We start from the raw sequence: 12,667 nt of genomic DNA, 5'->3' as shown, positions 1-12,667 counted from the left end.
CATAGCTACATGCACCGATGGAATATCGAACAGGCGTTTAGATTCGCCAAAACTGAGCTAGCTATTGAATCTCCTAGGTTATGGTTCTTCGAAAATACCCTCAAACTATTAGCCATCGTCACGCTCATTTACGACTTCTTGATGAAACTCATCAGGAATTGGCCATCTATTATCAAGATAATCATCAATCAATTTGCTCATAGAACAGGAAATCGGTGCCAAAATGCTTTGACACCGATTTATCGATTGAGAACGGCCATCCAAAACATGCTATGGTGCTACTTCGCACAACAAAATTCGGGATGACTCATGTTTGATTTATAGTCAATAAATGCCTATTATTTTTGCGTAACCTTCAAGGTGGTTCCCCACAGAGCAATCGCAATAACAGATAAGAAATAAAGGATATTGCGAGAATCAATTAAACCTCGACTTAAGGCCTCAAATTGATAGTCTAAGCCAATTTGCGCAAGAATATAACCAAACGAACCCATGAGTGATAATTCTGCTAATTTTCCTACACCATAGTACAAGATTAAACACATCACAAAGCCAATCACAAAAGCCACCACTTGATTATCGGTCAAAGAAGAGGAAAATACTCCCAATGCAGCAAATACACATCCTAGGAAAAACAATCCCATGTAAGAAGTCATTACAGCAGCGGAGTCAATATTTCCCTGCGGATTCCCTAATTGATAAATAGAGTAGTAATAAAGAAGCGTAGGCAATAAGGATAATAAAATCAGAAAACAACTAGCCAAATATTTTCCAAGAACAATTTCCCATGCGCCCAGTGGTTTGGTAAAGAGTAACTCAATAGTACCTGTTTTGAATTCTTCAGCAAAAGCACGCATCGTAATAGCAGGTATCAAAAACAAGAAAATGAATGGGGCAACTTGAAAAAAGGACGTTAAGTCAGCAAAACCATAGTCAAGTACATTGTCCTTGAAGAACCAAACAAATAGTCCAGTAGCGGTCAAGAATACGCCAATTACAATATAACCAATGAGCGAATTAAGAAAGGAATTTACTTCTTTTTGAAAAATTTGAAACATATTGTTTGTATATTTTTTACAGTCATTTCAACTGACACTCCTATTAAACGAATTTGCTAGTGAAGAAGTATTTCTCCACTAGCAAAAGCCTTTTATAATAAGTTTTTAACCTGATAGCTTAGTCAAAAATTGGTTTATCTTTCTTTACAAATGCTGCAATAATCAAAGAAAAGACAAATCCCAACAATATACTTCCCACTACTCCCCACACAAACATGGCACCTGGACTCATAAATACTTTGGACATTTCCATAGCTTGATCTATTTGCTCAGGCGAAAGTCCTTTTTTCTCCATATCAGCTTCAGCTTTTTTGAATATTTGGTCCATCACCGAAGGGTCGATGAATTTCATATAAACAAAGCTGTAAGCACTAGATAACAGTCCACTCACTGCAGCCATCAGCGCTCCGATACCGAGCCCTTGTCCATAGCTCATAAAACCATTGTTTTCTTTCTTGTAGGCACTCATAGCCATAAATACCCCGATGCCAATAATAATATAAGCAACGAAACCTATAGCTTGATTTCCTACCATTCCTAGCACCATAATAAGGGTACTAAATACGACACTACAAATACCAATAATAATACCCCATTTGAGCGCAACTTTTGTGGTAGTTGTTTGATTTTCCATGATTGATTTGTTTAAGTTTAGACTTTGGTTTAATAGCAGACCAGCGATTTGCTGATGCTATTTAACATACTGTCTACGATAATACAAAGAAATCATGATGGATGGTAAAATAGCAATAAGAGGGCGTTGTTTTACCTCTGTAAAGGCGATAGATACAGGATCAATAGCCTTAATACCAGCAATCAAATTATTAAAATAGACAAGATTAGTTTCTTTAATAATCTGCTGTTTGGCGGTGGTATATTCCTTCACGGCCTCTACCACAAACTTAGCCAATAGCGCCTGCCCATGCTCTGTTGAGTAAAATAAATACAAGCCTCCTCCAACAATAATCGAAGCCGTTAACGCTACTACAAAACACACAGACAAACCTTCCCAAAAGTGAAGTGTTTCATCTGGGTTATTTCTTCGATAGCTTTTTACAGCCAGTACAGAAGCAATCAAAATAAAAATATTGCTAGGGAATAACTTACCCGAAATCGGAGTAATTCCAATTAAATCAAGAACAATGCTATACCCCAAACAGGCAATGCCTGCTATGGCACCAAACTTGAGGCTATTTTTCCAAAATGTCTTATTAAACATAAACTTTTAGATTTTATGCAATCACTACCAAAGCTTTGCCTTTGAACGTTTTACCTAAGAATGGTGTATTTTTAGAATTTGAAAGAATAGTGGAATAAGTCCACTCCTTTTCAGGTTCAAATACTGTCAAGTTAGCCTTTGCTCCCTCTGCAATTTGTGGCTGTGCTAAGCGTAAAATCTTACGAGGTTGAATCGTTATTTTATCAATCAAGTCTTCTAGTGATAAACCAACGTTATAAGTATTTGCCACACCAAAAAGTGTTTCTAAACCAATAATTCCAAAGTCAGCCATATCGAATTCTAGATTCTTGGATTCATCATCTTGCGGATTATGATCAGAAACAATCGTATCGATGGTGCCATCTGCCAATCCTGCCCATAAAGCTGCTACATCCTTTTGCGTTCTGAATGGAGGATTTACTTTAAAATTAGTATCAAAACCCATCAAATCATCTTCTGTAAAACAAAGTTGATGTACAGCAACATCAGCAGAAATTGGTAACCCTTTTGCTTTAGCCTGACGGATCAACTCAACAGATTCTGCACTTGAAATACACGCAAAATGTAAAAGTGGTAAAGTAGTATCCACTTCTGCAAACGGCGTATCAACTACATATTCTAATAGTTTTAAATCACGCATCACCATGATTTCCTCTGCCATTTGAGGCATCCCTTTCATCCCGATAAGCGTACTTACAGAACCTTCGTGCATTTGCCCAAAATGAGTCAAATCAGTATCTTCTGGACGGTTGATTAAAAGACTTCCGATGGGCGAAAGATATTGTAGTGTTTTGAGGAAAATATCTGGATTTTGGATAGGGTGTTCTCCATCAGTAAATGCCACTGCTCCAGCGTGATGCAAGTCAATCATTTCGGTAAAATCCTTGCCTTCGCATTTAAGCGTAACTGCGGCTAATGGATGAAACTTGATAATATCACCCGATTTACGAAGATAGTGAACGCTTTCACGAGTCTGAACCGTTGGCTTGGTATTAGGCAACAATGCGATTTCAGAGAAACCACCCGCAAGGGCTGCTTTTTCTAGTGAATACAAGCTTTCTTTGTGCTCATAGCCTGGGTCTTTTGCGTGTACACGCATATCGAACCAGCCCAAAGAAACACATAGATTTTCACCTTCAATAATTTCATCAGCTTCGGTAGATATCTGCTCGCCTATTTGGCGAATCACACCGTTTTCGATAAAAATATCTCTGACCTGTCCATTGAGGTCAGCCCCTTTTTGGATAATTTTTGCGGAACGAATCAGGATTTTCATTGTGCTATTTACTCGAATCGTACTTCGATATATGGTCAAAAAAAAGCCCTGAAAAACAGGGCTTTATACAAAATAGTAATCTAAATTAAAGTCCAATGTGTTGTTTGTAAGTATCAACATCCATCAAAGCATCTACGTCAGCCAAATTTGATGGTTTGATTTTTACTAACCAACCTTCACCGTAAGCGTCAGAGTTAATTGTCTCTGGTGAGTCGATTACAGTTTGGTTTACTTCAAGGATTTCTCCAGCGATTGGCAAGAACAAATCAGATACAGTTTTTACGGCTTCAACTGTTCCGAAAATATCATTTTCAGCCAAAGTTTGACCTACCGTCTCGATTTCAACATAAACGATATCGCCCAATTCGCCTTGCGCGAAATCAGTAATACCAACGATGGCAACGTCTCCATCTACCTTAATCCATTCATGCTCTTTCGTATAGCGAAGTTCTGCTGGGAAATTCATCTCTTATGCGTTTACAGTTTGTAATTTGATAATTTTGTTGAAGAATTATGGTGCAATTTACTGGAAAAACATCAAAATGACAATCTTTCAAACAATGATTTAGTTTAGGTCAAACTAATGCTATAAATCAAAAGTGAACTCAGCTAGAATATCTTTCTGATTAGCAACTTCTTAATAAGACTATACGAAGGTTTTAAAACTATTGCAAATTTGGGATTTCTGATTTCGGAAATATAAAAATACACCTTCATTTTTTACCAAATATGGTTCAAAAAAAGTAGGTTATGCTTCCGAAATCCAACATCCAATATCCGAAATGGATGATTTTTATAATCCTTTGTACATTACTATCTCCTTCGGCTTAATCTGACAAACTAAATCTTACTTGGAAACCAGCCGCTATCGTTGAGCGATAATATAAAGTAGATACCCACGGGTTATTAAACATCTTATCTACGTACATATTCACATTCAATCGCTTGTTGACGTTGTAGCTTACCTGCGGTCTAAATTGGAAATTGACATACCCATTGGTCACCACAGTTTCAGCATCAAGCTTTCTTTGAATCGTTCGTGTATCCCTAACGGTCAAGTTCATCTGGAACTTCATGTCGTTTGGCAATCGAACTTTTCTACCATTTACCTTAAATGGCACTAACATATTTGCCTTAGTAAAGCCCATTCCAAAAGTAAAATCTTTATTACTAAGCTCAGCCACTTGCGAGTTTGATAAGTTTAAGCCTACACTTCTATCTTGTGCATATTCCAAACGAAGAGAGATTTTGTTTTTGGTAGTAGCGTTAAATCCTACAAATGGCCCAAATTTCTCTTCAAATTTAATCGTACTCATGACATATACAGGAATCAAAAAACCTTGCTCATTTACTTTACTTGAAAGTGGATATAGCATATTATCTATTTTCAACTCAAATGGATTATCATATTCCAACGACGACACAAAGTTGCCTACCGAATAGGTTGAGCTATAACGGTGTGTAATCGAGATATTTGAGAAACGCTCTTTGAACCAGCCAACATTGCTCAAACCATTGTAATCTAGTTGCCAGTTTGGCAAAGGAATATTCACAAATGGAGAGAAGCTTACTTTGTTTGGTGAAATACCGCTATACGCTGCAAAGAAGGCTGGAATCAACACATCTTGAGAATTAATATCATAAGATTCATTTCCAGTAATAACTCTCGACTCTTCTAGTCTTTTCTTGATGATATCTCTATACGATTTGAATCTGTTAAAAATACCCGACGACTCATTTGGTGCATTGCTGTCAAATGCTGTCAAGAATGATAGGAATGTCATCTGATAATTACCTGAGCGCACTGGACTTTGATGTTTGTAAGCCCCTCCCATTTCTGTCGGACGGTAAAACTCTTGGTAATTATCTGTTCTACTCCACTTACCTTCCAACTGTATTCTAAAATCTCTAAATGGCTCTATTGAACTGCCGTATGTGAAATTTTGCGTTTTGGTTTGGACAAATGGTACGTTTTGAACAATACTTTTCGACAACCAGCCATTGGCTGCTGCTCTGGTCAACACATCATAGTCTTGGCTACCTGTTACAAACCCAAACCCTGGTGCCGAGCCATCAGCAGCGCTCATACCCAAGATACCCGACCCTGGCATAAAACCTGGCAAAGTAGTAGATTCATTAATGGTATATCTGACATTGATACCACGAATAGCCATCATCAATCTTGTTACACTTCGTACAAAAGTTGGCTGAGGCTTGATAATATCTTCATCATCACCAGGGCTTCGAGCCACGTTTTTACGTTCAATTCTTGGCTGATTAGCCAAACGTAAAGCACGCACACGGTTGTACAATGCCACAAAGTCAATCTTACCATTAATACCTCTTTCACGAGTATTTTTAATCAAATTTCCTAATGGGACATCCAAGGAGTCGCGACTGTCATACGAACTTGCCAAGTATTGATAGCCAAATTTATGACTATATTCTGCAGACATCCAGTCGGTCAATGGCGACTTATTGAGCGGTAATCTCCAAACTACACCGAAGTTTTGGTCAAAGTTTTTGGTACGACCCAAATTCTTAATGCTTCTCCAAACCGAATCCTTTTTGGCTTGTGTATCAATCTCCCCTTGAGGTTCGTCGATAATGGCACGGGCGTTGGCAGCGTAGTTTACAATAACTGATTTGGTCAAATTCCAACCTAAGTTATACTGACGAGTAAACATCCAATATTTTTCAAACATTGGTGCAACGCCGTCGGTAGTCAGTTCGGCATTACGCAATTGTGTTTTCACAAAATTACGATCCATATCTGCACGCACCGTAATAGAGTTCGGCAATGGAGAAATGTTGATTTCCTTGATCCATCTCAACAAAGGATAATCCGATTTGATCCCTTTGAATGGTTCGATCGGTTTACTAGTTCCTGCATATGCATACATAATGCCTCCTCTATGCGAAACTTGCTTGTAGGCATCAATCAAAGTATTACTTCTGGTAAGCTCAGCAAACGAGTATGAAATGGCAATATTTTCAATATCCCACAAATGAGCCTTTCCTCCTCCAACTTTTATCTTACGAACATTGGTAAGGTTAATCGCACGGCGCTCAGAGTTATCTTCTACAATTTTCTGAAGCATAGCTCTTTTGGCTGGATCCGTAATATTATTGAGCGATTGTTCGAGCGGAATATCAGGATCAAGAGGGTTAAAATGTGGTGTCGAATTACTTTTATCGTAACTGATATACAAAGGAATTCTCAAGCCCCATTTATCTGGAAACAACTTATCTACGTTAATCGTAGCAGCGATTCCATACGCATAGGATGTCTCACGTGAACGCTCAGAAATTTTTGATTGTACACCTCCGAAACCATATCCTTTGTAGGAGGCATTTAGAGTAACATTAGCAAAATCGGCCAACTTGAGACCTAGTTTCCCTACAGCGGCATTGCCAGAAGTTTGATCAAATCCACTTGAGCGTAATTCGTTTACCCAAATACAAAATGACTTAGGCAACTCATCTGAGGATTTAGGATTTCTAACCCCAATCATTAAGGAAACTATAGCACTCAAATCAGGTCGTCCTACTACACGCACGCGATATAATTGTCCATTGTTACCCACAACACTATCCATAAGATATGGCGTAGTCAGTGCTACTTGAGCGTTGTCACGCTTTAGTTTTGCTGCCCGCAAAGCATCAAAAGGAATATCTATTTCGTTCTCGAGTGGCCACACTTCTTGTGGCAAATAAGATCCTTTGCCCTTTGGTGTAATTGATAAGCCACGCGTTTCTATCTCATAATAGTTATCTGTTTGATCTGTACCAATTCTTACAAATGCTGAAATATCTCCTGTTCTTGTATTTGCATCGTCTGTTTCGGCGTGGATAAACATTTTTAGATTTTTGTAATTCAAGAAATCAAATACGGTATTCTTGAAAACCGCACGCGAATCGCCATCACGTAAACCGTCGACACAAAGTGACATCGACTGTTCGTTCAAGGCAACATTGTTTACCGTAGTTACATCACGATCTCGTTCAAAGCCTGGTGGCACTGCATATGGTACAGTTTTACCAGCTTTGTTGGCAGGTCCATTCTCATCAATATTTACCGTCGAAACCTTAAAGTTTGCATCATAAGGCTCTGGAACTTCTTGTAGACCTCTTGGCGTCAATTCGCCAGTGTAGGTACGATATTGATAACCCGACAATTGGAAAGAAGCAAAACGAAATACTACAGGTGCTTCCCAATCAGTAGTAACCATTCGGATAAAGCGCATAGACTTAAATCCATTGATATTACCTACCTTATTTGAATAGTTTTTGATTGGTATTCTAAACAAATACCAGCTTACTCCTCCTTCTGTGATTTGGTCAACAATGTAATTTTGACCCACCGCCATTTTCTCCTTTTTCATATCGAGTTCATACTCGTAATAGGCATCTGTGTCAGTAATGGTGTTATCATTGTTCAAATCCTCTCTATCTGGTTGTTGATTACTAGCTTCTGTATAACCCGATGCTGTACTTGTTGAAGAGGGCGGAGAGTTATTTTCTAAGCCCATGTAATTTTTGTAACGTTTTACAAGGCTGGAAGTGCTACTATATCGTTCGTTCAGGTAGTGAATAAAGTCATCACCTGAAGGGTCTTCTTCAATTTCAGACTTGATATTTGCATCAATGTTCAACCCTTGGATGGTTCGAACATAATCAGCAAACTTTGCTTTTTCATTCCAAATATTATCAAAACTTGTTGGGTTATTAGGCAAACCGTCCAAACCTACGTCCTGCTGTTCACGACCATTTTGTAAGTCAAAAGCATTGGTTACAAATTGACGAGTAGGCGCAAGTCCCCAAACGGTAGAGTCTACATTCGCCAAAGAACCTTGGGTAATTTTTTGCCCTGTAGGGATACCATTTTCAAAATTGTAACGTCCATCAGGTATAAAATCTTCAGAAATATCTCCAAGGTTGAATATCAGTTTTCCACCGGTACGATTACGAATCAAACTAGCCTCCTTGTCTTTGTCAAAATCACCAGTGGAACGAACAATACCCGTTCTATTTCCAGAATTTGCTGTTGCGCCTGCATCTACCTCCGCAAATGGATCCATCATCCAAAACTCTAAGGTCTCGATATTGGCATTATCAAAGTCTGTATCTGAGCTAATCGCTCGTGTAATAGCGCCAAAATTTCTCTTTGGATTGGCTATAAATTGATCCAGTTTAGGATTGTAATTATATATCCCTCTCTCTCCTGGAAAATATGAAACATCCAAAATTCCGACAGGTATATTGATGTTGTTAACTACCGAACGGTTAGGAAATAAAGCTTGAGATGACACCACACGTTCGTAAGCATAGTTTGCTACGTCTTGCGAATTGATCCCCAAACTACCAGTTTCCAAACTACTAGTTCCATACAAACTGTAATCGACGGTATAAGCTGATATTTTTGCACGATTAAAATTGCTTTCCGTTGAGTTAGGGGACGTAATGGGCACAATTGTTTTTGGGACAGACCCAGGTCTCCAAGAGTTTGCTTGGGTATTTAGACTAAAAATATTTCTAGCAGATTCAAAATCGTCGATAAAGGCATTACTATTCACGGCACTATTTACCCCAGGAATAAGTCGAGCAAATTCTCCTTGAAAATCGATGGCTGAAGTTTCTTTGGTTGAAATCAATGGTAAAGCATCAACCAAACGGGTCAAGAGTAACGACTTTTTCTGAATAGCAGCATCCAAACCAAACATCGTATTATTGATTGGTTCATTACCCATTTGCACTCTTCGTAAGAAGTTAGGTGGTGTTTCTGAGAGACGCTGTAATGTTCCACCTAAGTGAATATCTTTACCTAAAGTGTAATCAATATGCGTCCCTAAAAGGGTACGAATCTGATTATTAAATAGGTCTGGTTTTTCATAACAGATTCTAATTTCTCTTCCTGAATTTGAAATTCCAGAGTTAAGGATTTTGACACGCCCTACTTGTGGTTCAACAATATAGTCCACCCCTGGCGTTAGTGATACCCCACCAGCAGTTACCTGAACAGAGTTACCGTCAACCCCCAAAGGCAAGTTTACATCTCCACCAAGTGATGATTGATAACTACCTTTTAAGAAAAATTTATTCTTACTCGCAATTTGTTGTGCATCGGCTAGTGTCGATGTATAGAGTTTATCGAATACATACTTATCAACCAACTGTGACTCATCTGCTTCAAATTTCTTTCTGAGAGTACCTCCAAATGGTTCAAGGACAGGAAAAATGATTTTACCATTTCTACTATCCACCGTAACTCCTTCAATAAAATCGAAATTTCCATCGGTTTGACGGTCACCATTTTGGTTCATTTTATCAAGTCCCAAAGCTTGAACTAATGGTATATCTTTCAAGTTTCGACCTTCCAACAAACTTGGATTGTCGATACCTGTATTATCGTCCTTGTAAATAACGCGTAATTGAAAACCTGTTTTAGAAATCTGAGAACCATTTAATGAATAAACGTTTTTCATCATCAAATTCCACATCGGGTGATTCAATACGTTACGAACGGTCGATGACTTCAAAAGCTTTAAAACCAATACTTCATTGTCTTGACGGTTTTGGTAGTCTTCTGTTAACTCTCCTACCTTATATTTTTGACCATTCATGGTATACTCATAAGATACCGCAAGCACTTCATCATTACGAAGTGGCGTAATCAAGGAAATATAACCCAATTCAGGACTAAAACGATATTCTCTTTCTGTAAGTTTTTTGGCACCACGCAATACGTCAAAATCGGTACCTTTATCCAAGCCATCGGCTACGAGCAAACTTGTAGTTTGGTCTGCTTTACGGATTTCTGTATTCGCAGAATTTGGATCTAAATACTTATTATAAAGCGTGTTATTTTTGTTGTTCACTGGTGTGCCCCCATTCACTCCCGAGGTAGGTACTACTCCATTATTGGGATTGTAAGGGTTGGTTGGCGCACCTTCACCCAAATCAGAGAAACCTACGATATTGCGTAGTGTTTCTGTATTTTGAGAACGGTTAGTAACATATACCTCTAAACGAGTAATGGTAATACCAGAAGAAATATAGGCAGTTTCGGTACTCGTTGTGCTACGTGAACTTTGAGATAAATCAGTAGAAGAAGTAGTACTATTCAAAGAATTGGTCGAAACGCCAGAAGACATTACCGAGACACTCTTCAGTGAACTTTCGTATTTATTACGGAAAAATGTCGATAGGAAAAAGTGACGGTTTTCGTCGTAATTATCTGCCCGAATTTCGAAAGTTTTACCCTGCGAACCACCTTTTAGGGTAATACAGTCTTGTTTGGAACGCTGTTGTGCAGCGACCAAAGTAACATCTACTTTACCAAAACGCATCAAAGTTTTCAGACCAAATAGGTTCTGAACACCTGGAATAAGTTGGCTATTGAGCGTCCAAGAGGTATTTCCTACTTCGATGTTTTGGAGTATATCTTCTTCATTTGAGCGCCAGTTAAGTTTGAGTTGATTTTGAAAATTGAAACTTGCCTTAGTATCAAAGTTGGTATTGAGATTAAACTTATTACCAATTTTTCCTTGAAAGTTAATTTGAGCTTGCTCGTTAAAGTTCAAGTTTCCGATATATCGTTGCTGAACAGGGATGGCTGGGTTATCGATAAACTGTCCAATGTAACCAATGTCGAGTAAGATATTTCCGTTGGGTTTAAAATCTATCTCAGACCCGCCAAAAATTCGGTCAATAGCAGGTGGAAGTTCTATCTTAGGTAGAATACCCCGCCCTCGTGTTTCATCTTTTCCATCTTGAGAGGCTGCATATTTTTCCAATAGTCTCGAACAAAACGATTTTGTTGCACTTGCTGATACTCTTCAAAGGTCATCTGTTGTGATGGCCTGTAATTGGCATCAGAGCCCGTTAGTTTCTCATAAACCGTTATACGCCCAGCCGAATCCAACTTAAATTCTGTGGAAGTCGATTTAGTATCCTTTATGATAAATGGAGAAGAAGGCGATCGATCCGAAAAACGGTTGGTGTAACGGTCTTTGATTTTATATTTGGGACGACGTCCCGACTTCTGTACCGTATCGGCGGGTACAGAAACGCCTAAAAACGGCTTGCTTGTCCAGAGAGACTCAGGACTACGCAGTGGGAACTCCCACGCGAGTGAAGCAAATACCGATAAAACTAAACTTCCAGAAAGTATGTAAAACTTTTTCCTTTGCACAGTTGATTGCTTAAAAGTCAAAATCTTGGTGAATTCAAAATGGCACAACAAAGCCAAAACGTCCAACAAGCTCTTATATTTTGAAGCATAGGCTTTTTTTAGAAGCCTATGCTATAATTGTAGCTGAATTGTCTATTAAATTATCGTAAAGCAAGCTTAATAAGTTGCTCAACGGAAAGGCTTTCGCCTTCTTTCTTGATAATGGTATCCAAACTCTTTTCTGCAACATTTTTAGGAATACCCAAAGTTACTAATGCTGCTAATGCCTCGCCACGAACCTTATTACCCGATGGGACTAACAATGAGGTTTGTGTACCTCCTATTAGTGCTTCTTTCTTTAACTTATCTTTCAATTCGATAATAGCTCGTTGAGCTGTTTTGGCTCCGATTCCTTTAATACTTTGAATCGTTTTAACGTCTTCATTTACCAAAGCCTGACGGATTTCGCCAGATGACAATGAAGAAAGCATAATCAAGGCAGTATTTGGTCCAATACCCGAAACGCTAACAAGGTCTAAAAACAATGTTTTTTCATCAAACTCTTTAAAACCATAAAGCACATGGGCATCTTCACGAATATTGAGATATGTATAGAGCTTACAACGTTCGGTTCCGTCTTGGAGTGCGCTGTAAGTTTGTAGAGATATTTTGATTTCGTATCCTACTCCTTGGACATCGATAATAACAAAGGCTGGATCTTTATGCGCAAGTTTACCATCTATATAGGCAATCATAATTATTTTTGTTTGAATAATAAAGTTTGAACATGGCTGAAGAAGTACTTCATGCAAATTAGAAAGAGGTATTTAATGCTGGTTTTGGAAAATATACAACTCAAGCTTTGCCTGTACTCATACCAAACTTGTAAGATTACTATACAAAATCATACCAGTTTATCGTGTGAGGTCTGGCATTTTTGG

Annotated in this window: 8 protein-coding genes and 1 pseudogene; 1 reads left to right on the top strand and 8 read right to left on the bottom strand. The window is 38.4% G+C overall.

Going from position 1 to position 12,667, the window contains the following annotated elements; all coding sequences use genetic code 11:
• A pseudogene (locus tag BWI92_RS27395) lies at window positions 1–306 on the top strand (hypothetical protein); the annotation flags it as partial.
• Window positions 307–338: 32 nt separating this feature from the next.
• On the opposite strand, the gene gldF reads toward BWI92_RS27395, so the two are convergent.
• From gldF to ruvA, 8 genes are all read right to left on the bottom strand, one after another.
• Window positions 339–1,058 (bottom strand): gliding motility-associated ABC transporter permease subunit GldF, encoded by a 720-nt coding sequence (gene gldF, locus BWI92_RS20910; RefSeq protein ID WP_095166456.1) that lies wholly within the window; start codon window positions 1,056–1,058, stop codon window positions 339–341.
• A gap of 118 nt (window positions 1,059–1,176) precedes the next feature.
• Entirely contained in the window at window positions 1,177–1,692 is a 516-nt protein-coding gene (locus BWI92_RS20905) for a DUF4199 domain-containing protein (RefSeq protein ID WP_095166455.1), read from the bottom strand.
• 57 nt (window positions 1,693–1,749) lie between these two features.
• Window positions 1,750–2,277 (bottom strand): DUF4199 domain-containing protein, encoded by a 528-nt coding sequence (locus tag BWI92_RS20900; protein WP_095166454.1) that lies wholly within the window; start codon window positions 2,275–2,277, stop codon window positions 1,750–1,752.
• Window positions 2,278–2,290: 13 nt separating this feature from the next.
• Complete coding sequence (locus tag BWI92_RS20895) at window positions 2,291–3,553, bottom strand: dihydroorotase family protein (RefSeq protein ID WP_095166453.1); 1,263 nt, start codon at window positions 3,551–3,553, stop codon at window positions 2,291–2,293.
• Between the two features lie 85 nt (window positions 3,554–3,638).
• On the bottom strand, window positions 3,639–4,019 hold the full coding sequence (gene gcvH / locus BWI92_RS20890) for a glycine cleavage system protein GcvH (RefSeq protein ID WP_095166452.1): 381 nt from the start codon (window positions 4,017–4,019) through the stop codon (window positions 3,639–3,641).
• 361 nt (window positions 4,020–4,380) lie between these two features.
• Window positions 4,381–11,349 carry a cell surface protein SprA gene (sprA, locus tag BWI92_RS20885; RefSeq protein WP_095166451.1) on the bottom strand — a complete coding sequence of 2,323 codons (6,969 nt, stop codon included), beginning with the start codon at window positions 11,347–11,349 and terminating at the stop codon, window positions 4,381–4,383.
• On the bottom strand, window positions 11,280–11,747 hold the full coding sequence (locus BWI92_RS27070) for a hypothetical protein (protein ID WP_141234861.1): 468 nt from the start codon (window positions 11,745–11,747) through the stop codon (window positions 11,280–11,282). Before BWI92_RS27070 ends, sprA begins: the two co-directional genes overlap by 70 nt.
• Before the next feature lie 140 nt (window positions 11,748–11,887).
• Window positions 11,888–12,481 carry a Holliday junction branch migration protein RuvA gene (ruvA, locus tag BWI92_RS20880; RefSeq protein ID WP_095166450.1) on the bottom strand — a complete coding sequence of 198 codons (594 nt, stop codon included), beginning with the start codon at window positions 12,479–12,481 and terminating at the stop codon, window positions 11,888–11,890.
• Window positions 12,482–12,667 lie beyond the last annotated feature (186 nt).

This window comes from Flectobacillus sp. BAB-3569 (assembly GCF_002270355.1).
GTDB lineage: Bacteria > Bacteroidota > Bacteroidia > Cytophagales > Spirosomataceae > Flectobacillus > Flectobacillus roseus.
Note: the sequence above shows the minus strand (reverse complement) of the source record. Positions and strands in the feature narration are given on the sequence as shown.

Coding starts and splice junctions, on each gene's coding strand:
- gldF (WP_095166456.1), bottom strand. CDS start 1,058: ATGTTTCAAATTTTTCAAAAAGAAGTAAATTCCTTTCTTAATTCGCTC.
- BWI92_RS20905 (WP_095166455.1), bottom strand. CDS start 1,692: ATGGAAAATCAAACAACTACCACAAAAGTTGCGCTCAAATGGGGTATT.
- BWI92_RS20900 (WP_095166454.1), bottom strand. CDS start 2,277: ATGTTTAATAAGACATTTTGGAAAAATAGCCTCAAGTTTGGTGCCATA.
- BWI92_RS20895 (WP_095166453.1), bottom strand. CDS start 3,553: ATGAAAATCCTGATTCGTTCCGCAAAAATTATCCAAAAAGGGGCTGAC.
- gcvH (WP_095166452.1), bottom strand. CDS start 4,019: ATGAATTTCCCAGCAGAACTTCGCTATACGAAAGAGCATGAATGGATT.
- ruvA (WP_095166450.1), bottom strand. CDS start 12,481: ATGATTGCCTATATAGATGGTAAACTTGCGCATAAAGATCCAGCCTTT.